This window comes from Thiobacillus sp. SCUT-2, from assembly GCF_035621355.1.
GTDB classification, from domain to species: domain Bacteria; phylum Pseudomonadota; class Gammaproteobacteria; order Burkholderiales; family Thiobacillaceae; genus Thiobacillus; species Thiobacillus sedimenti.
Map to the genome: position 1 here is coordinate 2,367,599 of NZ_CP141769.1, position 19,181 is coordinate 2,386,779.

Here is a 19,181-nt window from a genome sequence, read left to right on the forward strand (position 1 = left end):
CGCACGCCTGAATCGCCATGACCACGCCCAGCGAGATCCTCCGCGCCAAGCTCAACCTCGAAACCGCCCGGCTCGCCTGGCCCGAGCTCGAGCGTCACTTCGCGCGCGGCGTCGTCGTCAAGGTCGCCGCCGGCATGGACCTCGTCGACGCTGCGCTGCAGGTCGCCGAGAACAACACCGCCGCGGTGCAGGCCTGGCTCGCCGACGGGCGCCTCGCGAAGGCCGAACTTGCTGATGCCGAGGACTGGCATGCGCGCCAGCCGGCGTTCTGGGCGGTGGTCGTCGCGCCGTGGGTACTGATCCAGGAAGTGCAGAAGGAACCGGATTCCCAGGCCGGCGCGTCGTCGACCTGACGGCCCTTCAGGGCCAGGAAGTTTTGAGGTTCAGTCCCGGGGGGCTTGCCAACCGGGATGCTGGAAATAGCGCCCATACGCGTTCAGCGCCTGCAGCACGCGGACGGCACCGTCGTGGCGGGGATTCGCGGTCTTCCCTTCCATCGTCTCGGCCCCCGCCATCAGGTCGGCGAGCACCAGGTGGAGCATGGCATCGGCTTTCGGCTCCAGCTTGCAGTGCGCGACCGTGAAGGCCACCTTCTGCTTGATCGTCGCCGCCAGCGCCTGGTACGCCGCATTGTCGAACTGACCCCCGTGGATCAGCGGCACGGCCTGGGTCATTGCCCGGTTGATGTCGCTCATGGCCTGGCGCAGCGGCGCGTCGGTTGCCCACTTCTTCCCTGCATTGAGTTCCAGCTTCTGCACGCCGGCGCCGCCATGGCCGGCGTGCGAATGGTCGGCGCCTTCGGCGGCGTAGCCGCTTGCCGAAACGGTGAAGGCGAAGGCGGCCAGCAGGACTGCGAATTTCGTTCTCATCGAACCTTCCTTTGGGTGGGCGGGTGGAACGCCGAATCTGCGCGCCAAAGCTTAAGCGCGGCTTAACCGTGAAAGCGGCAGCGTCCGGCAGAAGGCCCGCGATCGCGGGCCTTCATGCGGATGTCAGCGCGTTCAGGCGGCGAGGCTGTCCTTCACGCGCATCAGGCGTGCGCGGGCCTCGGTCGCCACGCCGTGCACGGCGGGATTGGCGACCAGCTTGACCATGATGCCGGGGTCGAGGAAGGACACGGTCACCTTGCCGTCGGCTTCCTCGCGCACGACGACATTGCACGGCAGCAGCATGCCGACGTCGGGCTCGGCGCTGAGCGCCTGGTGCGCCAGCGGCGGATTGCAGGCGCCGAGGATGCGGTAGGGACGGCCGTCGACGTTGAGCTTGGCCTTCATCGTGGCCTGCACGTCGATGTCGGTCAGCACGCCGAAGCCTTCGGCCTTGAGGGCAGCCGTGACCTTCTCGACGGCGGCGGCGAAGGGGCCGCTGATCTGGGTATCGAATCCGTATTCGCTCATGGTTTGCTCCTCAGTGATGAAAATCGGTCCGCCATTCTACCGGCGCGACATGACAGAGAGTCCCTTGCGCCCTCAGGGTTCCAGCGACTGCCGCTCCATTTTCTGCCACAGCCGGTAGACCGGGTCGGACCACAGCGACTTGATGTAGGCGACCACGTCCTGCATCTCCCGCTCGGAGAGCTTGCCCTTCCACGCCGGCATCCGGCCCTGCCCCGGCGCGCTGCCGTCGCGGATCGTCGCCAGCAGCACGGCGGTCGGGTGATGCCAGGCATGCGCGCTGTCGTCGAGCGGGGGCGGCGGAAAGTAGCCCTCCGCGTCGCGGAAGCGCCAGTCGCCGGGCGGCCCCTTGCCGTCCGCGCCATGGCATTCCATGCAGTGCGCCACGTAGACCGCCTTGCCGCGCGCCACCTGCGCGGGATCGAGCTGGCGGTCGAGCGGTGCGCCGTCCGCCTGCGAGGTTTCCGCCGAAGAAACGGAGCGGTCGCCGCACCCGGCGAGCACCAGTCCGGCGAACGCGACTGCGATCAGGTTCGATGGCTTCATTCGGTTTTCCTCCGGCCTTCCGATTCGTCGAGCGCGGCCGGATCGCCGTCCGCATTCGCCAGCACGCCGTCCAGCAGCCGCCGCATGTTGCGAAAGTGCGAACCTTCCCAGTAGACGCGGCCGCACGCATCGCAGATCGAGAACCGCGCGTAGTGTTCGCGCACCTTCGGCGGCAGCCGGTCGATCACGCTCGCCTTGTCGACCGGACGCAGCGGCACGTTGCAGTGCAGGCACAGCGTGAACGGCTTGGCGCTCCGCGCAAGGTCGAGCCGCTCGACGACTTCCCGCAGCTGCGCCTCGGACTTCAGCGCGTGCACGTAGCAGCCGTGCGTCACCGCGCGGCGCTTCAATAATTCACGATCGCGCGTCAGCACGATGCGGCCGTCGTGCTCGCAGATCGCCACGATGTCGTCGTCGCGGAAGTGGTTGTCGTAGAGCGTGTCGAAGCCGAGCATGCGCAGCATGTGCGCGAGCCCGCCGAGATGCGCATCGGCGACGAAGCACATCTCGCGCAAGGGATGGTCTCGCACCCGCAGCAGCGGCGTCACGTCCATCGCCTCGAAGCGCGGGTACACCGCCACGCGGTCGCCGTCCTCCAGGATGCGATCGAAGCCTACCGACTCGCCGTTGACGAGGATCAGCTCCACCTCGGTATGCGGCACGCCGAGCGCCTCGATCATGTGCTTGGTCGTCGCCCGCCGCGCGCACGGCACGCTGAATTCCTGCTTGCGCCGCTTCGGCGCGAGGAAGTCGTTGAGTTCTTCGTAGAAGCGGAAGGTGGCGGTGACCATGCGGTATTGTCGCCATTTGGCGGGGAGCGGAAAAGCCGCTTAATATGCCCCTCGCGGCCATGCTCCCGCTCACTAGGAGTCCCCAAGCATGCAACTACCGGAAACCTGGATGGCGATCACGGCTTTGACGGTACTGGCCTTCGCCGTTCTGGGCGGCGCCCTGACCGCCTATGTGCGTCTGGCCGAGAAGAACACCCCCATCGACACGGGACTGCTGCACGGTCGGGCAGGCGCCGCCGCCGCGCTACTGCTGCTCGCCGCGCTGCTCATGGGCGGCGAAACCAGCCAGCACGTCAAGCCCGCGCTGGGCTTGCTGGCGCTGACCATCATGGGCGGGACGGCCCTGTATTTCCTGATCCGCAGGAAGGGCATCCTGCCGAAGAGCGTGATCCTGCTGCATGCCGCGTTCGCGCTCGGCGCCGTCTATACCCTGGTGTTCGGGCTGCCGATCTGAACCGTTGCCCCGCATCGAAGGCGCGAGGCGACAAGCGGGGACCGGGCCGTCTCTCGACTGGCCGCACCCAGCGTGATCCGCACGCCCTACACGAAAGGACCCGCACATGAAAGGCCTCGTCCCCGCCGCCATCCTCGCCGCCAGCCTGCTATGGGTCACCTCGCCCACCCTGGCCGACGAAGTCGGTTGCGTGACCACCGCATGGAAAATACTCGGCGCCAACCACAAGGTCTGCGTGGACGCCTTCCACGACCCCAAGGTGCGGGGCGTCACCTGCCACGTCAGTCAGGCGAGGACGGGGGGCGTATCCGGATCGCTCGGCCTCGCCGAGGATCCTTCACAGTTCTCGCTCTCGTGTCGGCAGACCGGGCCGATTTTGCTGCCTGCCAAGCTACCGAAGACGGAAACCGTGTTCAGCGAAGACACGTCCATTCTCTTCAAGGAAACCCGCGTCCTTCGCATGTGGGACAGCGCGAATCGCACCCTCGTTTACCTTGCAATCAGCCGCAAGCTGATCGAGGGCGCGCCGGCAAGCAGCCTGTCCACGGTGCCGGTCATGCCCTGGGGTAGGCCGTAGGATCCATCCGACGCCAAACGAAGCATTTCCCTGGCCAATGAGCCCCTGCGGGGTTCGCTCGCGAACAGCCCCGACTCGTCGCCCTCACGCCAGCTAAATCCGGCTCGCGGTCCGTCGCATCACGTCCGCCGCGCGCTGCATCGCCCACTTGACCGGCAGCGGCAGCGGCGCGCCGCCGTGGTCGACGGCGGTCTGCGCGTGCTTGATCTCGTCGAGCTTCATCTGTTCGACGACTGCCCGGCTCCTGGCGTCGGCAACGGGCAGCTTCTGCAGGTGGCCGTCGAGGTGGGCCTCGACCTGGCGCTCGGTTTCGGCGAGGAAGCCGAGGTTCCACTTGTCGCCCAAGAGGCCGGCGACGACCCCGATGCCGAACGCGCCGCCGAACCACAGCGGGTTCAGCAGGCTCTTGCGGCCGCCGAGCTCGTTGATGCGCTGCTCGCACCAGGCGAGGTGGTCGGTCTCCTCGCGCGCGGCCTGCTCGAGTTCCTCGCGCACGCCTTCGTTCTTCGCGGTGAGCGCCTGCCCGGCGTACAGCGCCTGCGCACAGACTTCGCCGACGTGGTTGACGCGCATCAGCGCGGCGGCCTGGGCCTTGTCGGCCTCGGAGAGGTCGGCCTCGGGGCCGGTGCCGGGATAGGGGCGGCCGGCGTGCGGCGTGGCGAAGACGGTGCGCAGGCCGAGGTCGAAGGTGGTGATGAGCTGGTCGAGTCGGTTCATGGGGTGCCTCGTTGTCGGGTCAGCGCAGGTTTGGCGGGAGTGCGGCCCTCTCCCCGCCTCCCCTCTCCCGCGTGCGGGAGAGGGGAGGCGGGCGGTCCGGGGGCATTCAGATCTTTTCGCAGCCGATCACTTTACGTAGTAGTTGAAATTCGCGTAGGCCGCCTCGGCGATCTTGAACCACTGGAACTCGGTGTCGCGGAACGCCTTCCACGAGCGGTAGATCGCGGCGAATTCGGGATTGGTGCGCGCCTCCTCCTCGTACATCTGGAACGCCGTGCGGCGCGCGGCGAGCATGATGTCCTTGGGGAAGGCATGCAGCTGCACGCCTTGCCCGGCCAGGCGCAGCATGGCGGGCGGGTTCTTGGCGTCGTATTGCGCGAGCATCAGCTGGTTGGCTTCGGCGGTGGCGACCTCGAAGGCCTGGCGATAGGCGTCGGGCAGCGCGCGCCAAGACGCCTCGTTGACGTAGAAGGAAAGCTGCGGCCCGCCTTCCCACCAGCCGGGGTAGTAATAATGCTTCGCGATCTTGTGGAAGCCGAGCTTCTCGTCGTCGTACGGCCCGACCCATTCGGCGGCGTCGATCGCGCCGCGTTCGAGCGCGGGGTAGATGTCGCTGCCGGGCAGCGTCTGCGGCACGGCGCCGAGCTTCGCCATGATCTGGCCGCCGATGCCCGGGATGCGCATCTTCAGGCCCCGGAGGTCGGCGAGCGAGTGGATCTCCTTGCGGAACCAGCCGCCCATCTGGGTGCCCGTGTTGCCGCCGGGGAACTGCACGACGTTGTACTTCGCGTAGAGCCGGCGCAGCGCCTCGAGGCCACCGCCCGCATACATCCAGGCATTCTGCTGGCGGGCGGTCAGGCCGAACGGCACGGCGGTGTCAAAGGCCAACGCAAGGTTCTTGCCGACGTAGTAATAGCCGGCCGAGTGGCCGCATTCGGCGGTGCCGTTGCCGACCGCATCGAGCACCTGCAGGCCGGGCACCAGCTCGCCCCCGGCGAAGACGCGGATCTGGAAGCGGTCGCCGGTGAGCGCCGCAACGCGCCGGGACAGGGTTTCGGCGGCCCCGTAGATGGTGTCCAGACTCTTGGGAAAGCTCGACGCCATGCGCCAGCGAATCGTCGGCAGCGAAGTCGATGCGGCGGGCGCGGCCTGTGCCGCCGCGAGCGGCAGCATGGCCGCGCCGGCGCCGGTCAGGAAATCTCGTCTTTGCATGGTCGGTCTCGGGTTTTCGGGGATTATACGAGGCGGCCGGGAAACCGCCGCGTGTTAAAATTGGGCCTTTTCCAGCCCTGCCCGAACCGCCATGTTCAACCGCCAAGACACCCTCGCCAAGACCGACCCCGACCTGTGGGCCGCGATCCAGAAAGAAGACCAGCGCCAGCAGGATCACATCGAGCTGATCGCGTCGGAAAACTACACCAGCCCGGCGGTGATGCAGGCGCAGGGTTCGCAGCTCACCAACAAATACGCCGAGGGCTACCCCGGCAAGCGCTACTACGGCGGTTGCGAATACGTCGACGTCGTCGAGCAGCTGGCGATCGATCGCGTCAAGGCGCTGTTCGGCGCCGAGGCGGCCAACGTGCAGCCCAACTCCGGTTCTCAGGCCAACCAGGCGGTGTTCATGGCCTTCCTCAAGCCTGGCGACACCATCATGGGCATGAACCTCGCCGAGGGCGGCCACCTCACCCACGGCATGGCGCTCAACATGAGCGGCAAATGGTTCAACGTCGTCGCCTACGGCCTCAACGAAAAGCAGGAAATCGACTACGACAGGATGGAAGCGCTGGCGCGCGAACATAAACCCAAATTGATCATCGCCGGCGCCTCGGCCTACGCGCTGCGCATCGACTTCGAGCGCTTCGCCAAGATCGCCAAGGAAATCGGCGCGATCTTCATGGTCGACATGGCGCACTACGCGGGCCTGATCGCCGCCGGCGTCTACCCCAACCCGGTGCCGCACGCCGACGTCGTCACCTCGACCACGCACAAGACCCTGCGCGGCCCGCGCGGCGGCATCATCCTGATGAGGGCCGAGCACGAGAAGGCGATCAATTCCGCGATCTTCCCCGGCCTGCAGGGCGGCCCGCTGATGCACGTCATCGCCGGCAAGGCGACGGCGTTCAAGGAAGCCGCGAGCAAGGAATTCAAGCATTACCAGGAGCAGGTGCTCGCCAACGCGCTGGTGATGTGCAAGGTGCTGATCGAGCGCGGGCTGGCCATCATCTCCGGCCGTACCGAGAGCCACGTGTTCCTGGTCGACCTGCGCGCCAAGAACCTCACCGGCAAGGAAGCCGAGGCGCTCCTGGGCCGCGCCCACATCACGGTCAACAAGAACTCGATCCCCAACGACCCGCAGAAGCCCTTCGTCACCAGCGGCATCCGCATCGGCACGCCGGCGATGACGACGCGCGGCTTCAAGGAGCTCGAGGCCGAGCAACTCGCCCACCTGATCGCCGACGTGCTCGACGCGCCGAACGACGAGGCGGTGATCGAGCGCGTGAAGGGCGAAGTGGCGAAGCTGACGGCGAAGTTTCCGGTGTATGGGTGAACGGTGAGCAGGAAGCAGTGAGCGGTTAGTGCCGCTCACCACTTACCCCTTACCGCTCACCACTTACCCCTTACCGCTCACCGCTCACCAAGAATGAAATGCCCCTTCTGCGGCTCCCTCGATACCCAGGTCATCGACTCCCGCGTCAACGAGGCGGGTGACGCGATCCGTCGCCGCCGGCGCTGCGTCGCCTGCGACAAGCGCTTCACCACCTGGGAGACCGCGGAGCTCAGGCCGCCGCAGATCGTCAAGACCAACGGCACGCGCGAGGACTTCTCCGAGACCAAGCTGCGCGAAGGCTTCCGCCGCGCGCTGCACAAGCGGCCGGTGTCGACCGAGCTGGTCGACGCCGCCGTCGAGCGCATCCGCCAGCAGCTGCTGACGCGCGGCGAGCGCGAGGTGCCGGCGCGCGAGATCGGCGAGCTGGTGATGCACGAGCTGAAGAAGCTCGACAAGATCGCCTACATCCGCTTCGCCTCGGTTTACAAGAGCTTTCAGGACCCGGACGACTTCCGCGAGATGCTGCAGGACCTGGAGCGCACGCCCTCGCAGGGCGTGGACGACCTCTTCGAATAAGCAGGCCGCCTTGAGCACGCCCCGCTTCTCCGCTGCCGACCACGCCCACATGGCGCGCGCGCTGCAGCTCGCGGCCCGCGGCCTCTACACCACCACCCCCAATCCGCGCGTCGGCTGCGTCATCGTCCGCGACGGTGCCGTCGTCGGCGAGGGCTGGCACGAACGCGCCGGGGCGCCGCATGCCGAGGTCCACGCGCTGAAGGCTGCCGGGGTGGCGGCACGCGGCGCCACCGCCTACGTCACGCTCGAACCCTGTTCGCACCACGGCCGCACGCCGCCGTGCGCCGAGGCGCTGGTCGACGCCGGCGTCGCCCGCGTGGTGGCCGCGATGACCGATCCCAACCCGCTGGTCGCGGGCCGCGGCATCAGCATCCTGACGCTGGCCGGCATCCGGGCCGAGGTCGGCCTGATGGAAGCCGAGGCGCGCGCGCTCAATGCCGGCTTCGTCTCGCGCATGACACGGCAGCGCCCCTGGGTGCGGCTGAAGACGGCGTCGACGCTCGACGGCAAGACGGCGCTCGCCAACGGCGCCTCGCAGTGGATCACCGGCGCGGCCGCGCGCGCCGACGTGCAGCGGCTGCGCGCGCGCGCCTGCGCGATCCTCACCGGCAGCGGCACGGTGCTCGCCGACAATCCGCGCATGAACGTGCGCGACTTCGACATCGGCCGCCAGCCGCTCCGGGTCGTCGTCGATTCCGGCCTGCGCACGCCGGCCGATGCCGCGATCCTGCCCGCGCTGATCGCCTGCCGTCACGCCGAACCGGGGGCGCGCGCCGCGCTCGAAGCCGCCGGTGCCGAAGTCGTCGAGTTTCCGGAGGCAGACGGCCGCGTCGACCTCGCCGCGCTGCTCGCGCGGCTCGCGCAGCGCGGCATCAACGAGGTGCACGTCGAAGCCGGCGCCGCCTTGAACGGTGCGCTGCTCACGGCCGGGCTCGTCGACGAGTGGGTGGCCTACGTCGCGCCGATGGCGGTGGGCGACGACGCACGCGGGCTGTTCGCGGGGCCGCCACTGATGGCGCTGGCCGATGCAGCACGCTTCAGGCTGCACGACGTGCGCCAGGTTGGCGACGATCTGCGCCTGACGTTGCTGCCGACGTGAGCGGCTTCAAGGATCATTTCTCGTCGGCGTCGGATCGTTACGCCGCCTATCGTCCCGCCTACCCCGCGACGCTGTTCGCCTGGCTCGCCAACCAGTGCGCAGAACACGACACCGCCTGGGACTGCGCGACCGGCAGCGGGCAGGCGGCGCTCGGGCTCGCGGCGCATTTCCGTGCCGTCGTCGCCACGGATGCCTCCGCCGAGCAGCTTCGCCATGCGCAGGCGCATCCCGCCGTCACGTATCGCGTCGCGCCCGCCGAAGCGAGCGGGCTGGCCGATTGCAGCGTCGACCTCGTCACCGTCGCGCAGGCCGCGCACTGGTTCGACCTGCCGCGCTTCCACGCCGAGGTCGCGCGCGTGCTGAAGCCCGGCGGCGTCATCGCGCTGTGGGGCTACGGGCGCATGGTGCTGCCGGGCGCCCTGGACGCCCCCTTCCAGCGCTTCTACTCGGAGACGGTGGGCCCCTACTGGCCGCCCGAGCGCGCGCTGATCGACGACGCCTACCGCAGCCTCGCCTTTCCCTACACGGAAATCGACGCGCCGCCCTGCTTCATCGAAGTCGAGTGGACGCTGCCGCGGCTGGTGGACTATCTGTCTACCTGGTCGGCGGTGAAGCGCTATCGCGCGGCCGAGGGACACGATCCGCTGCCCGCGCTGGAAACGGCACTCGCTCCGCTGTGGGGGGGAGCGGATCGGCCGCGGCGGCTGCAGTGGCCGCTTTTCCTGCGCGTCGGTCGGCGCTGACTCAGGCGCGCACGGACAGGTCGTCGAACAGCCCCGCCAGATCGGCGCCCAGCGCGGAGAGCGGGCGCGCACGCGTCGCGGTACGCCGCAGCACCTCGTCGCCGCACCCCTGGCTGCGAAACGCCTGCAGGACATAGCGCTTCACGCCGCGCGCGGCGAGCTCGCCGGCCAGCGCGGCGACGTCGGCATCGTCGAGCAGGGCAGGATGGATCGTCGTGCGGATCTCATGGTCAACGCGCGCGTCCAGCAGCAGCTGCAGCCCGGCCCCGGCGCGCTCGCCGCTGCCGGCATCGCCGGTGATGCGCGCATACCCGGCCAGCGGCGCCTTCACATCGAATCCGACCCAGTCGACCAGCGGCAGCACCGCCGCGAGCTTCTGCGGAATCATGCCGCCGGTATGCAGCCCGATCTTGAAGCCGAGCGCGCGCACCTCGCGCATCGCGTCCGGCAACGCCGGCTGCAGGGTCGGCTCGCCGCCGGAGAACACGACGCCGTCGAGCAGGCCGCGGCGGCGCTGCAGGAAGGCCATCACCTCGGCCCAGGGAATTTCCGATTCACCGCGCGCGGGAATCAGGCCCGGGTTGTGACAGTAGCCGCAGCGCCAGGGGCAGCCCTGGCAGAACACGACCGCGGCCAGCATGCCGGGCCAGTCGGTGGTCGACAGCGGCGTCAGGCCGCCCACGCGAAGCGTCATGTTTGGCCGTGGCGAAGCGTCATGTTCAGTGCCGGCGCAGCAAGGCCGCGTCAGCCCATCCGGCACTGGCTTTCGACGAAGAAGCGGCGCTCGCGATGCTCGCTCTTCTTGCCCTTGTTGAAGCTGGCAACCGGGCGGTGGTAGCCCATCACGCGGGTCCAGACTTCGCAACGGGTGCGCTCCTCGTCTTTCAGGGCAGAGGCGTCGAGGGCTTTGGCGATAACGGACAGGTCGGTCATTTCAGTCTCCTTTCGGTCAGGCAACAACGGCGGGTTTGCGCGACAGGGCCTCCTCGTCGCACTTGGGGCAGAACTCGTGCTCGCCGGCGAGATAGCCGTGCTTGGGGCAGATCGAGAACGTCGGCGTCACGGTGATGTACGGCAGGCGGAAGCGCTCGAGCGCGCGCCGCACCAGCTTCCTGCAGGCGTCGGTCGACGAGATGTGCTCGGACATATAGAGGTGCAGCACGGTGCCGCCCGTGTACTTGCGCTGCAGGTCATCCTGCCGCTCCAGCGCCTCGAAGGCGTCGTCGGTGTAGCCGACCGGCAGCTGGGTCGAGTTCGTGTAGTAGGGGGAATCTTCCGTGCCGGCCTGCAGGATTCCGGGGTAGCGCTTGGCATCCTCCTTGGCGAAGCGGTAGGTCGTGCCCTCCGCCGGCGTCGCCTCGAGGTTGTAGAGATGGCCGGTCTCCTCCTGGAAGCCGGCGATGCGCGCGCGGATGTGGTCGAGCAGGCGCAGCGCGAAGTCGTGCCCCCACTCGGTCGTGATGTCGTGCGCGTCGTCCGTGAAGTTGCGGATCATCTCGTTGACGCCGTTGACCCCGATCGTCGAGAAATGGTTGCGCAGCGTGCCGAGGTAGCGCTTGGTGTAGGGGAACAGGCCGCTATCCATCAGGCGCTGGATTTCCTTGCGCTTGATCTCGAGGCCGTTGCGCGCCATGTCGAGCAGCGCGTCGAGGCGGCGGATCAGCGCGGGCTCGTCGCCCGCGTATTCATGGCCGAGGCGCGCGCAGTTCACCGTCACCACGCCGACGCTGCCGGTCTGCTCGGCCGAGCCGAACAGGCCGTTGCCGCGCTTCAGGAGCTCGCGCAGGTCGAGCTGCAGGCGGCAGCACATGGAACGGATGTGGTTGGGCTTCATCTCCGAATTGATGAAGTTCTGGAAGTACGGCAGGCCGTAGCGCGCGGTCATGGCAAACAGGCGCTCGGCGTTTTCCGACTCCCAGGGGAAGTCCGGCGTCATGTTGTAGGTCGGGATCGGGAAGGTGAACACGCGGCCCTTGGCATCGCCGGTGGTCATCACCTCGATGTAGGCACGGTTGATCATGTCCATCTCGGCCTGAAGTTCGCCGTAGGCGAACGGCATCTCCTCGCCGGCGATGACCGGCACCTGCTCGCGCAGGTCCTCCGGGCAGGTCCAGTCGAAGGTGAGGTTGGTGAACGGCGTCTGCGTGCCCCAGCGCGAGGGCACGTTGAGGTTGTAGATCAGTTCCTGGATGCACTGCTTCACCGCCTCGTAACTCATGCCATCCTTGCGGATGAAGGGCGCCATGTAGGTGTCGAACGAGGAGAAGGCCTGCGCGCCGGCCCATTCGTTCTGCAGCGTGCCGAGGAAGTTGACGATCTGCCCGACGGCGGAAGACATGTGCTTCGGCGGGCCCGCCTCGACCTTGCCCGGCACGCCGTTCAGCCCCTCGTGCAGCAGGGTGCGCAGCGACCAGCCGGCACAGTAGCCGGCGAGCATGTCGAGGTCGTGGATGTGGATCGAGCCGTCGCGGTGCGCCTCGCCGAGCTCGGGCGGATAGACGTGATTGAGCCAGTAGTTGGCCACCACCTTGCCGGAGACGTTGAGGATCAGGCCGCCCAGCGAGTAGCCCTGGTTCGCGTTGGCATTGACGCGCCAGTCCTGGCGGCTGAGATATTCGTTGATCGAGGCCTCGACGTCGACGACGGTCTTGCGGTCCTCGCGCAGCTTCTTGTGCGAGTCGCGATACGCGATATACGCACGCGCGGTCTGCAGGTGGTTCGCGGCGATCAGGCTCTGCTCGACCACGTCCTGGATGCGCTCGATGTCCGGCGCGGCGTTGCGGAAGCTGTGCGCCATCACCTTGATGACCTGCGCGGTCAGCAGATCGGCTTCGTCGGGGCCGAACTCGCCGGCCGCCTGGCCAGCGCGCAGGATGGCCGAGCGGATCTTGGCCGCGTCGAACGCCGTGCGACGGCCGTCGCGCTTGATGACTTCACGGGGAATCGCTGCTATCACTGAATTCATCGGAGTCTCCTCTTCACCAACATCTTGTGTTCACCATGGAAGAACAATACGACATCTTGTGGGTGAGTCAAGGGGAATTTAAGGTTAGAAAATCCTGATACACTTAAACATGTATTTATTCAGCAACTTAAAGGAGCCCGACCATGAGCACGATCCTGGATTTTCTCGGCAGCGACCACCGCGCCTGCGACGACCTGTTCGCCTCCGCCGAAGCGGCGGCCGCGCAAAAGAACTGGGACAGCGCGCGCAAGCTGTTCGCAGAGTTCGACGCGGCGATGGCCCACCACCTCGCCATGGAGGAAACGGTCCTGTTCCCCGCCTTCGAGGCGCGCACCGGCATGAGCGCGGGGCCGACCCAGGTCATGCGCATGGAGCATGAGCAGATCCGCGGCCTGCTTCGCGACATGGCCGGCGCGGTCGCGGCAGCCGACCACCATGCCTACCTCGGGCTGTCGGAAACGCTCAACATGCTGATGCAGCAGCACAACCTCAAGGAAGAGAACATGCTCTACCCGATGTCCGACCAGGTGCTGGCGGTCGACCGCGACGGCCTGATCCGCTCGATGCAGGCGGTCGCGTGAGCGCAGTGCCCGACGAGGTCCTCGTCGACGCCCGCGGCCTCGAGCCGCCCGAGCCGCTGGAGAAGGTCATGCAGGCGCTCGCCCTGCTGCGCCCCGGGCAATCGATCCGCCTGCTGCTGCACCGCGAGCCGTTTCCGCTCTATGGCCTGCTGGCCGAGCGCGGCTTCCGTCACTCCGCCAAGATGGAGCAGGACGGCAGCTACGTGATTCTCATCCGGCCGGCGGCCTGACGTCTCGCATCGCATGCAGGCCGGGCTTTCCTTCGAGCAGGCACCCCCCCTTGCGCTGCCGCTCCGCTTCTTCCTCACGGCGCCGCTGTTCCTGCTCGCGGCCGGTGCGCTGATCGCGATGGCGCCGCAGGCGCTGGCGTCCCGCTGGACGCCCGAGGCGCTCGCCCTCACCCACGCCATTACGCTCGGCGTGCTCGCGATGACGATGCTGGGTGCGCTGACGCAGATGCTGCCGGTCGTGGCGGGGGCGACGCTGCCCGCCGCGCGCGTCGTCGCACGCCTGGCCCACATCGCGCTGACGCTCGGCACGGCGGCGCTGCTCGCCGCGTTCCTCGGCGCGGGGCCGGCGGTGTTCGGTGTCGCCCTCGTGCTGCTCGGCACCGCGTTCGCGATCTTCCTGGCGGCGGCGGCGCGCAGTCTCGCACGGGCCGTCACGAATGCGACGGTCAACGGCATGCGGCTCGCGGCGGCAAGCCTCGCCGCGACCATCGTGCTCGCCGGCGCGCTGGCACTGCCCCGGGCCGGCTGGGTGCCCGGCACGCCGGGCATGGCGACCGTCGGCGCGCATGCCACCTTCGGCCTCCTGGGCTGGGTCCTGCTGCTGGTGGTCGGCGTCGCCTACCAGGTGGTGCCGATGTTCCAGCTCACGCCGCCCTACGCGCCGCGCCTGAGCCGCTGGCTGGCACCCGGGCTGTTCGTCATGCTCGTCGTCCGCGCGGCGGCGCCCGTCTTGCCGGCGGCCGTGGCGGATGCCGCGGCCGTCGCCCTGGCCGGCGGCATCCTCCTGTTCGCGGGCGCGACGCTGCGCCTGCAGGCGCGTCGACGGCGGAAGATCGCCGACGTGACGCTCGATTACTGGCGCCTCGGCATGACCAGCCTGGTCGCCTGCGTGGGCGTCTGGCTCGCCGCATGGCTGGCGCCGGCGTGGCGCCACAGCGATGCCTATCCGCTGTTGCTGGGCGTGCTTTTTCTCGGCGGCTTCGCGCTGAGCGTGGTCAGCGGCATGCTCTACAAGATCGTTCCCTTCCTCGCCTGGTTCCACCTGCAGGCGCAGACGCAGGCGCGCGCGGGCAGCATCCCGACGATGAAGGACATGATTGGCGAACGCTGGGCACGCTGGCAGTTCCGCGCCCACCTGGCGGCGTGCGCGCTGCTCGCGGGCGGCCTGGCCTGGCCCGCGCTGCTTCGTATGGGGGGAGTGCTGCTGATGCTGTCGGCGCTGCTGCTCGCGCTCAATCTGGCGTCCGCGGTGCGGCGGTTCGCCCGCCACGGCGGGCGCTTCCGCTGAGGCCGCCGCGGCGGCGGCCGGCTTGGGTCAGCCCGTGCTCCAGGCGCGCGGACGCTTCATCCCTGCAATCTTGCAGGCCTGCTTGACGTAGCCGTACGCGAACAGGCGGAACAGCGCATTGCGCGCATCGGAGCCGAGCCGATCCGACAGGTGCTTGATCACATAGCGCGCATCCGGCGCGATCTGGTGCTCCTCGTAGAAGGCCCGCATGAAGCGGATCACGTCCCAGTGGTCGTCGGTGAGGCTGACGTTCTCCGTGCGCGCGAGGCGTTCGGCGACGTTCTCGTTCCATTCGTTGGGCTCGATGAGGTACCCTTCCTCGTCGAGTGTCGGCATCGTGACTTCTGCATCCATGGTTCAAGCTCCTCATTCAAGCCCGGCGCGCCGCGCCAGGTACGTCAAGAAAACTGCAAGATCGAAATAATCCGATTCGCTGTTCACGCTCACGAGAGCACCGGAAGCAGCCCGAGCATGACCAGCACGACCCAAGCGACGAGTCCAAGCGCCGTTACCACGTAGGCGATGTCGAGGGCGATGAGGGGCTCGTTGACATCGAGGACGAACTGCACGCCCCGGAAGATGAGCAAGACCGATGCCGCCAGGCCGAACACGAGGCCGGCCACGATCGCCAGCGGATTCGGGATGAAGAGCACGAGCGCGGACAGCCACAGGGGAATGGGCGCCACGGTGGCGAGCGTGAAGGCGTCATGCTCGTCGGCGGCGACGCCCTTGGAGAGGGCGATCGAACGGATCGCCCACGCCATCAGCGGAACCGTGGCCAGTTCGGCCAGCAGGAAGAACAGTGCGGCCGTATTCCATGCCTGAATTTCCACGCTGGGGAGCAGCGTGGCGCCCAGGTGACGTCCTGCGTATTCGAGCATCAAGGGCGGAATCAGCGAGAATGGCGCGGCGAACATGGCGAAACGCCGGAACCGCGAGGCGCGCCGACCCGCCAGCGCGTCCCAGCCCTCGGAGGACGAGGTAAACAAGGTATGAAACGGCAGAATGTTCATGTGCATCTCCTTCACCGAGACACGCGACCGCCCGACTCGAGGGCTGGTCGCGCAACCAGCGGATCGGCGCGCCGCACCGGTCCCGAGTCGTTTATATCATGTTGTGATATATAATCCACTTCACCCGCCGAGTCAAGAACAATGCCGTCAGCCCGCCTGAACAAGAAGGAATTCGAAACCCTCTCCGACTTCCGCTACCAGTTGCGCCGCTTCCTGCGCTTCAGCGAGGAGGCGGCGCACCGGCACGGAATCACCCATCTTCAATACCAGCTGCTGCTGCACACCCGCGGCTTTCCGGGACGCGAGTGGGCGACGGTGGGCGAGCTCGCCGAACGGCTGCAGGCCCACCACCATGGCGTCGTCTCGCTGATCTCGCGCTGCGAAAAGCTCGGCCTGGTGCGACGGGAGGTCGGGCGCTCCGACCGGCGCGCGGTGGAGGTGCATCTGACTCCCTCCGGCAATCGCATGCTGAACCTGCTTGCCGCGCTGCACCGCGACGAACTGCTGCGCCTGCAGGGCATCTTCCGCGTGCCGGGCGCGGCGGATCTCGACGCCGGCACCTGAGCCTGTGCGGCGCCGATCGGCGCTGCGATGGCCGCAGAAAAAATCCGCACGAACGAAAATTTCTCGCCTATAATATGCATTCCATTTACTTCTTTTGGACGACAGCCATGAATGCTCACCTTCATCTCCGCCAGGACCAGGTCTACCCGTTCGACGCGCGCGGCATCGCCAAGCGCTTTCGCCATGCCGCGATCTTCGGCGCGCTCGACGCGCTGACCGGCGGCGAACGCATGCGCTTCGTCAACGACCACGACCCCCTGCCCCTGCTCGACCAGTTGCGCAACCGCTACGGCGAGGCCGTGACGATCCAGTATCTCGCGCGCAACCCCGGGGAGATCGTGATCGACTTCATCCGCAACTGAGCACCTGCCATGCTTCCGGCGCAGGTGTTCCTGGCCCTGGTCGCGTTCGTCGCGGCCTTGCTGGGAGCCCTGGATGCCGGCCGCGCGGCCACGCTGCACCTGATCCTGGCCGTCGGCGCCATGCCGCTGATCTTCGGCGCGATGGGCCATTTCATCCCGGTTCTGACGCGCACGCACGGCGCCCCTGCGGTCCCCGCCGCCCTGGCGGGACTCGCACTCGCGGGCGGCGCGCTGGCGGTGTCGTCCTTCGCCGTGCCCGCACTGGGCACGGCCCGCTACGTGGGCGCCGGCCTGGCCGCGTCGGCCGCGGCACTCCTGCTGGCCTGGACCCGGCGCCGCCGTCGCGGGATGCTGGGCCGGCCGCACCCCGGCCTGGCCTGGTACGAGGCCGCGCTTGCGTGCCTCTTCGTCGCCCTGCTGGCGATTCTGGCGGGCGCGATCTGGCCGCAGCACGCCGTCGCGCTGCGCCGCCTCCATCTCCATCTCAACACGCTCGGCTTCATCGGGCTCACCGCCTGGGGCACGCTCGCGGTGCTGCTGCCGACCGCCGCCGGCAAGCCGGACCCGGACGCCGCGGCCCGCCTGCGCCGCGATCTGCCGTGGGCAGTCGCCGGGATCGCCCTCGTCGCCACGGGCGCGGCCTGGCTGGCGCCGCTCGCGGCCGTCGGCGCGGCGGTGCTGGCGCTTCCGCTGGCCCGCACCGCCACCGCCTGGCTCCGGCGCTATCGCGTCGAGCTGTTCGCATGGCACGGCGCGTCGCCGCTGCTCGGCGCCGCATTCGCCGGCTATGCGATCAGCCTGGCGCTCGGCGCCGCTGCCGCGGTCCGGCCGTCGCTGACACCGACATCCGCCTTCGTGCTCGCCTTTCTGCTGCCGCTGGTGTCCGGCGCGGCCAGCCATCTGCTGCCGGTATGGCTGCGCCCGGGGCGGCAGGGCGACTGGCACGCCGCGTTGCGTAGCCGGCTCGGACGCTTCGCCGGCGCGCGCGCACTTCTCTTCTGCGGCAGCGGCATGGCCGCCGGCCTGGGACAGGGGTGGGGGCTGCCGCTCGGCGGCGCCGTGATGCTGTGGTTCCTGTTGCAGGCGGCGGCAGCCGTCGTCCGCGCCAAGGTGTTCGAGAAGGAGGTTTCCGCATGACTTACCCGGCGTTTTACGATGCCGCGCCGCGCATCGTCCTGTACGACCCGCTTGCCGAACTCCTGGGCGCCGCCGCGGGAGGACGGATCGAGTACCGCTACGTCGACGCGGTCAAGCTCGCCGGCCACTCCTGCCCCACCGTGGCGGGCGCCTACCTGATGACGCGCAAGGCGCTGGCCCGGCTCTACCCGGACGACTTGCCCCTGCGGGGCGGCATCCGTGTCGAATTCGGCGCGACACAGGCGGACGGCGTCACCGGCGTCATCGCAGCGGTCGCCGGCCTGCTGACCGGCGCGGCCGGCGACGGCGGCTTCAAGGGAATCGGCGGCCGCTTCAGCCGCCGCAACCTGCTGGCGTTCGGGCTTGGCGGCGACACGTCCCTCCGCTTCACCCGCCTCGACAGCGGCGCGCGCGTCGAGGTCGCCTACCACCCCGAAATCGTGCCGGTGCCGGCGGGGCTGCAGACCCTGCTGCCCGGCGTGCTCGCGGGCTCCGCAAGCGCGGCCGAACGCGCCGACTTCGCACGGATCTGGCAGGCACGCGTCGAGCGCATCCTCATCGAGCACGGCGACGACCCGGCGCTGGTGACGTGCGGCGACGATGCCTCGCCGGCCGCGCCTTAGCTTCTCGGCGCCCAGCCCGAGATCAGGGCCGAGATGACGGCATCGGCCTGCTCCGCCAGCACGAAGCGCTGATCCGAGAGCACCCAGCGGAAGGCGAGTCCCTGGACGGCCGCGATCAGGATGCAGGCGTTTTGCTGGGGAACGACGTCTGCGCGGATCTCGCCCTGCGCCTGCGCGGCCGCGATGAGGTCGGCGATGAACTGCAGGAAATACTGCACGAGCGCATTCATGCGGTCACGGAAGACCGGGTCGCCGCTTTGCAGTTCTTCGGAAAAAAGCAGGCGCGGAATGCCCGGCTGCTGCTGGATGAAATTCAGATGCGCGCGGATGACGGCCTTCAGCCGCTCCAGCGGGCCCAGCCGCTCGAGGCCCAGGCCGGCCATTTCCCGCTGCAGCCGCGCCTGGATGGTGTCCACCAGCGCGACCAGGACGTGGCTCTTGTTGCCGAAGTGCAGGAACAGGGTCGGCTGGGCAATGCCGACCGCCTGCGAAAGCGAACGCGTCGTGAGCCTGGCCACGCCCTCATGGCGAATGATGTCCATGGCCGCCTCGATGATGTCATGGCGGCGGACTTCCGCGGACTTTCTTTTTTTTACGGCCACAATGCGTCCATCCAGGGCAAACGGCATGAAAAACAACCGGGTGCATGCGGCTGTCGAGCGTCGCCGAAGGCACCCGGAAGCGGAAAGCGGCGGCAGCAGCGAGGGCCGCTGCCGAAAGGTACACCGTCAGGCCGTTTTCAGGAACAGCAGCTGCCTTCCCTGAGGCCCGCCTTTTTCAGCATGAACGCCAGCGGGCAGAAGCCGGTCACGCCGCTTTGCGCGAGGTTGGCGCCGACGAAGGCGGTCAGCCACAGCCATGCGGGGTTGCTGCCGAAATGGGCAAGGGCAAGGCTTGCGAGCACTACCAGGCCTGCCACGAGATGTACGGTACGGTCTACGGTCATGTGAATCTCCTTTTGTCGACGTCAGGG

At 68.3% G+C, this 19,181-nt stretch carries 27 protein-coding genes; 14 read left to right on the forward strand and 13 right to left on the reverse strand.

Translation table 11 applies throughout. The features are described 5' to 3' along the window. Positions 1-17 precede the first annotated feature (17 nt). Positions 18-353: a DUF2288 domain-containing protein gene (locus tag VA613_RS11775; RefSeq protein WP_324779208.1), complete on the forward strand. Its 336-nt coding sequence runs from the start codon at positions 18-20 to the stop codon at positions 351-353. 30 nt (positions 354-383) lie between these two features. Here the strand turns inward: VA613_RS11775 and VA613_RS11780 are convergent, their stop codons facing one another. From VA613_RS11780 to VA613_RS11795, 4 genes are all read right to left on the reverse strand, one after another. Then, positions 384-869 (reverse strand): hypothetical protein, encoded by a 486-nt coding sequence (locus VA613_RS11780; RefSeq protein WP_324779209.1) that lies wholly within the window; start codon positions 867-869, stop codon positions 384-386. 132 nt (positions 870-1,001) lie between these two features. Continuing rightward, positions 1,002-1,397: a DUF302 domain-containing protein gene (locus VA613_RS11785; protein WP_324779210.1), complete on the reverse strand. Its 396-nt coding sequence runs from the start codon at positions 1,395-1,397 to the stop codon at positions 1,002-1,004. Positions 1,398-1,469: 72 nt separating this feature from the next. Continuing rightward, complete coding sequence (locus VA613_RS11790) at positions 1,470-1,940, reverse strand: c-type cytochrome (protein ID WP_324779211.1); 471 nt, start codon at positions 1,938-1,940, stop codon at positions 1,470-1,472. Continuing rightward, positions 1,937-2,731, reverse strand: a complete 795-nt coding sequence (locus VA613_RS11795; RefSeq protein WP_324779212.1) for a Mut7-C RNAse domain-containing protein — start codon at positions 2,729-2,731, stop codon at positions 1,937-1,939. Before VA613_RS11795 ends, VA613_RS11790 begins: the two co-directional genes overlap by 4 nt. Before the next feature lie 88 nt (positions 2,732-2,819). Here VA613_RS11795 and VA613_RS11800 point away from each other — a divergent pair, with 88 nt between their 5' ends. Then, positions 2,820-3,185 (forward strand): hypothetical protein, encoded by a 366-nt coding sequence (locus VA613_RS11800; protein ID WP_324779213.1) that lies wholly within the window; start codon positions 2,820-2,822, stop codon positions 3,183-3,185. Between the two features lie 106 nt (positions 3,186-3,291). After that, the gene (locus tag VA613_RS11805) at positions 3,292-3,762 is read left to right on the forward strand and encodes a CreA family protein (RefSeq protein WP_324779214.1); all 471 of its coding nucleotides are present in this window, start codon (positions 3,292-3,294) and stop codon (positions 3,760-3,762) included. A gap of 93 nt (positions 3,763-3,855) precedes the next feature. Here VA613_RS11805 and coq7 read toward each other — a convergent pair whose 3' ends face one another. Together coq7 and VA613_RS11815 are read right to left on the reverse strand one after the other, a co-directional pair. Beyond that, the gene (gene coq7, locus VA613_RS11810; protein WP_324779215.1) at positions 3,856-4,479 is read right to left on the reverse strand and encodes a 2-polyprenyl-3-methyl-6-methoxy-1,4-benzoquinone monooxygenase; all 624 of its coding nucleotides are present in this window, start codon (positions 4,477-4,479) and stop codon (positions 3,856-3,858) included. Between the two features lie 126 nt (positions 4,480-4,605). After that, on the reverse strand, positions 4,606-5,691 hold the full coding sequence (locus VA613_RS11815; RefSeq protein ID WP_324779216.1) for a TRAP transporter substrate-binding protein: 1,086 nt from the start codon (positions 5,689-5,691) through the stop codon (positions 4,606-4,608). A 91-nt stretch (positions 5,692-5,782) separates the two neighbouring features. Between VA613_RS11815 and glyA the strand changes: the two genes are divergently transcribed. The 4 genes from glyA (at position 5,783) to VA613_RS11835 (ending at position 9,445) form a co-directional block, all read left to right on the forward strand. Continuing rightward, positions 5,783-7,027 (forward strand): serine hydroxymethyltransferase, encoded by a 1,245-nt coding sequence (gene glyA, locus VA613_RS11820; protein ID WP_324779217.1) that lies wholly within the window; start codon positions 5,783-5,785, stop codon positions 7,025-7,027. 93 nt (positions 7,028-7,120) lie between these two features. Next, positions 7,121-7,603 (forward strand): transcriptional regulator NrdR, encoded by a 483-nt coding sequence (gene nrdR, locus VA613_RS11825; protein WP_324779218.1) that lies wholly within the window; start codon positions 7,121-7,123, stop codon positions 7,601-7,603. 49 nt (positions 7,604-7,652) lie between these two features. Continuing rightward, entirely contained in the window at positions 7,653-8,702 is a 1,050-nt protein-coding gene (gene ribD / locus VA613_RS11830; protein WP_324781245.1) for a bifunctional diaminohydroxyphosphoribosylaminopyrimidine deaminase/5-amino-6-(5-phosphoribosylamino)uracil reductase RibD, read from the forward strand. After that, positions 8,699-9,445 carry a class I SAM-dependent methyltransferase gene (locus tag VA613_RS11835; RefSeq protein ID WP_324779219.1) on the forward strand — a complete coding sequence of 249 codons (747 nt, stop codon included), beginning with the start codon at positions 8,699-8,701 and terminating at the stop codon, positions 9,443-9,445. The genes ribD and VA613_RS11835 overlap by 4 nt, the downstream gene beginning before the upstream one ends. Before the next feature lies 1 nt (position 9,446). On the opposite strand, the gene VA613_RS11840 is transcribed toward VA613_RS11835, so the two are convergent. Genes VA613_RS11840 through VA613_RS11850 form a run of 3 tightly spaced genes read right to left on the reverse strand, consistent with a single transcriptional unit; the run spans position 9,447 to position 12,410 of the window. Next, positions 9,447-10,139 carry an anaerobic ribonucleoside-triphosphate reductase activating protein gene (locus VA613_RS11840; protein WP_324779220.1) on the reverse strand — a complete coding sequence of 231 codons (693 nt, stop codon included), beginning with the start codon at positions 10,137-10,139 and terminating at the stop codon, positions 9,447-9,449. Between the two features lie 50 nt (positions 10,140-10,189). Then, on the reverse strand, positions 10,190-10,378 hold the full coding sequence (nrdD, locus tag VA613_RS11845; RefSeq protein ID WP_324779221.1) for an anaerobic ribonucleoside-triphosphate reductase: 189 nt from the start codon (positions 10,376-10,378) through the stop codon (positions 10,190-10,192). Positions 10,379-10,394: 16 nt separating this feature from the next. Further along, positions 10,395-12,410 carry a ribonucleoside triphosphate reductase gene (locus tag VA613_RS11850; RefSeq protein ID WP_324779222.1) on the reverse strand — a complete coding sequence of 672 codons (2,016 nt, stop codon included), beginning with the start codon at positions 12,408-12,410 and terminating at the stop codon, positions 10,395-10,397. Between the two features lie 143 nt (positions 12,411-12,553). On the opposite strand from VA613_RS11850, the gene VA613_RS11855 reads away from it, so the two are divergent. Genes VA613_RS11855 through VA613_RS11865 form a run of 3 tightly spaced genes read left to right on the forward strand, consistent with a single transcriptional unit; the run spans position 12,554 to position 14,509 of the window. Continuing rightward, on the forward strand, positions 12,554-12,991 hold the full coding sequence (locus VA613_RS11855) for a hemerythrin domain-containing protein (RefSeq protein ID WP_324779223.1): 438 nt from the start codon (positions 12,554-12,556) through the stop codon (positions 12,989-12,991). Then, a complete protein-coding gene (locus VA613_RS11860; RefSeq protein ID WP_324779224.1) occupies positions 12,988-13,221 on the forward strand; it encodes a DUF2249 domain-containing protein in 234 nt (77 codons plus the stop codon). Before VA613_RS11855 ends, VA613_RS11860 begins: the two co-directional genes overlap by 4 nt. Before the next feature lie 13 nt (positions 13,222-13,234). After that, positions 13,235-14,509, forward strand: coding sequence for a hypothetical protein (locus VA613_RS11865; protein ID WP_324779225.1), 1,275 nt, complete (start codon positions 13,235-13,237; stop codon positions 14,507-14,509). Positions 14,510-14,536: 27 nt separating this feature from the next. On the opposite strand, the gene VA613_RS11870 is transcribed toward VA613_RS11865, so the two are convergent. Together VA613_RS11870 and VA613_RS11875 are read right to left on the reverse strand one after the other, a co-directional pair. After that, positions 14,537-14,863: a TusE/DsrC/DsvC family sulfur relay protein gene (locus VA613_RS11870; protein ID WP_324779226.1), complete on the reverse strand. Its 327-nt coding sequence runs from the start codon at positions 14,861-14,863 to the stop codon at positions 14,537-14,539. A gap of 89 nt (positions 14,864-14,952) precedes the next feature. Further along, positions 14,953-15,522, reverse strand: a complete 570-nt coding sequence (locus VA613_RS11875; protein ID WP_324779227.1) for a hypothetical protein — start codon at positions 15,520-15,522, stop codon at positions 14,953-14,955. A 141-nt stretch (positions 15,523-15,663) separates the two neighbouring features. On the opposite strand from VA613_RS11875, the gene VA613_RS11880 reads away from it, so the two are divergent. From VA613_RS11880 to VA613_RS11895, 4 genes are all read left to right on the forward strand, one after another. After that, a complete protein-coding gene (locus VA613_RS11880; RefSeq protein ID WP_324779228.1) occupies positions 15,664-16,086 on the forward strand; it encodes a MarR family winged helix-turn-helix transcriptional regulator in 423 nt (140 codons plus the stop codon). A gap of 107 nt (positions 16,087-16,193) precedes the next feature. Beyond that, entirely contained in the window at positions 16,194-16,448 is a 255-nt protein-coding gene (locus tag VA613_RS11885; RefSeq protein WP_324779229.1) for a DUF2249 domain-containing protein, read from the forward strand. 9 nt (positions 16,449-16,457) lie between these two features. Then, positions 16,458-17,585, forward strand: coding sequence for a hypothetical protein (locus VA613_RS11890; protein WP_324779230.1), 1,128 nt, complete (start codon positions 16,458-16,460; stop codon positions 17,583-17,585). After that, complete coding sequence (locus VA613_RS11895) at positions 17,582-18,208, forward strand: hypothetical protein (protein ID WP_324779231.1); 627 nt, start codon at positions 17,582-17,584, stop codon at positions 18,206-18,208. The genes VA613_RS11890 and VA613_RS11895 overlap by 4 nt, the downstream gene beginning before the upstream one ends. Here VA613_RS11895 and VA613_RS11900 read toward each other — a convergent pair. Further along, positions 18,205-18,837, reverse strand: coding sequence for a TetR/AcrR family transcriptional regulator (locus VA613_RS11900; RefSeq protein ID WP_324779232.1), 633 nt, complete (start codon positions 18,835-18,837; stop codon positions 18,205-18,207). The genes VA613_RS11895 and VA613_RS11900 overlap by 4 nt on opposite strands. 110 nt (positions 18,838-18,947) lie before the next feature. After that, a complete protein-coding gene (locus VA613_RS11905; protein WP_324779233.1) occupies positions 18,948-19,154 on the reverse strand; it encodes a YgaP family membrane protein in 207 nt (68 codons plus the stop codon). Between the last annotated feature and the right edge of the window lie 27 nt (positions 19,155-19,181).

What these genes read in the sequence shown, in the direction of transcription:
- nrdR (WP_324779218.1), top strand. Translation starts at nt 7,121, where the DNA reads ATGAAATGCCCCTTCTGCGGCTCCCTCGATACCCAGGTCATCGACTCC.
- VA613_RS11780 (WP_324779209.1), bottom strand. Translation starts at nt 869, where the DNA reads ATGAGAACGAAATTCGCAGTCCTGCTGGCCGCCTTCGCCTTCACCGTT.
- VA613_RS11890 (WP_324779230.1), top strand. Translation starts at nt 16,458, where the DNA reads ATGCTTCCGGCGCAGGTGTTCCTGGCCCTGGTCGCGTTCGTCGCGGCC.
- VA613_RS11850 (WP_324779222.1), bottom strand. Translation starts at nt 12,410, where the DNA reads ATGAATTCAGTGATAGCAGCGATTCCCCGTGAAGTCATCAAGCGCGAC.
- VA613_RS11795 (WP_324779212.1), bottom strand. Translation starts at nt 2,731, where the DNA reads ATGGTCACCGCCACCTTCCGCTTCTACGAAGAACTCAACGACTTCCTC.
- ribD (WP_324781245.1), top strand. Translation starts at nt 7,653, where the DNA reads ATGGCGCGCGCGCTGCAGCTCGCGGCCCGCGGCCTCTACACCACCACC.
- VA613_RS11840 (WP_324779220.1), bottom strand. Translation starts at nt 10,139, where the DNA reads ATGACGCTTCGCGTGGGCGGCCTGACGCCGCTGTCGACCACCGACTGG.
- VA613_RS11885 (WP_324779229.1), top strand. Translation starts at nt 16,194, where the DNA reads ATGAATGCTCACCTTCATCTCCGCCAGGACCAGGTCTACCCGTTCGAC.
- VA613_RS11815 (WP_324779216.1), bottom strand. Translation starts at nt 5,691, where the DNA reads ATGCAAAGACGAGATTTCCTGACCGGCGCCGGCGCGGCCATGCTGCCG.
- coq7 (WP_324779215.1), bottom strand. Translation starts at nt 4,479, where the DNA reads ATGAACCGACTCGACCAGCTCATCACCACCTTCGACCTCGGCCTGCGC.
- glyA (WP_324779217.1), top strand. Translation starts at nt 5,783, where the DNA reads ATGTTCAACCGCCAAGACACCCTCGCCAAGACCGACCCCGACCTGTGG.
- VA613_RS11800 (WP_324779213.1), top strand. Translation starts at nt 2,820, where the DNA reads ATGCAACTACCGGAAACCTGGATGGCGATCACGGCTTTGACGGTACTG.
- VA613_RS11875 (WP_324779227.1), bottom strand. Translation starts at nt 15,522, where the DNA reads ATGAACATTCTGCCGTTTCATACCTTGTTTACCTCGTCCTCCGAGGGC.
- VA613_RS11790 (WP_324779211.1), bottom strand. Translation starts at nt 1,940, where the DNA reads ATGAAGCCATCGAACCTGATCGCAGTCGCGTTCGCCGGACTGGTGCTC.
- nrdD (WP_324779221.1), bottom strand. Translation starts at nt 10,378, where the DNA reads ATGACCGACCTGTCCGTTATCGCCAAAGCCCTCGACGCCTCTGCCCTG.
- VA613_RS11900 (WP_324779232.1), bottom strand. Translation starts at nt 18,837, where the DNA reads ATGCCGTTTGCCCTGGATGGACGCATTGTGGCCGTAAAAAAAAGAAAG.
- VA613_RS11870 (WP_324779226.1), bottom strand. Translation starts at nt 14,863, where the DNA reads ATGGATGCAGAAGTCACGATGCCGACACTCGACGAGGAAGGGTACCTC.
- VA613_RS11805 (WP_324779214.1), top strand. Translation starts at nt 3,292, where the DNA reads ATGAAAGGCCTCGTCCCCGCCGCCATCCTCGCCGCCAGCCTGCTATGG.
- VA613_RS11775 (WP_324779208.1), top strand. Translation starts at nt 18, where the DNA reads ATGACCACGCCCAGCGAGATCCTCCGCGCCAAGCTCAACCTCGAAACC.
- VA613_RS11865 (WP_324779225.1), top strand. Translation starts at nt 13,235, where the DNA reads ATGCAGGCCGGGCTTTCCTTCGAGCAGGCACCCCCCCTTGCGCTGCCG.
- VA613_RS11905 (WP_324779233.1), bottom strand. Translation starts at nt 19,154, where the DNA reads ATGACCGTAGACCGTACCGTACATCTCGTGGCAGGCCTGGTAGTGCTC.
- VA613_RS11855 (WP_324779223.1), top strand. Translation starts at nt 12,554, where the DNA reads ATGAGCACGATCCTGGATTTTCTCGGCAGCGACCACCGCGCCTGCGAC.
- VA613_RS11895 (WP_324779231.1), top strand. Translation starts at nt 17,582, where the DNA reads ATGACTTACCCGGCGTTTTACGATGCCGCGCCGCGCATCGTCCTGTAC.
- VA613_RS11880 (WP_324779228.1), top strand. Translation starts at nt 15,664, where the DNA reads ATGCCGTCAGCCCGCCTGAACAAGAAGGAATTCGAAACCCTCTCCGAC.
- VA613_RS11785 (WP_324779210.1), bottom strand. Translation starts at nt 1,397, where the DNA reads ATGAGCGAATACGGATTCGATACCCAGATCAGCGGCCCCTTCGCCGCC.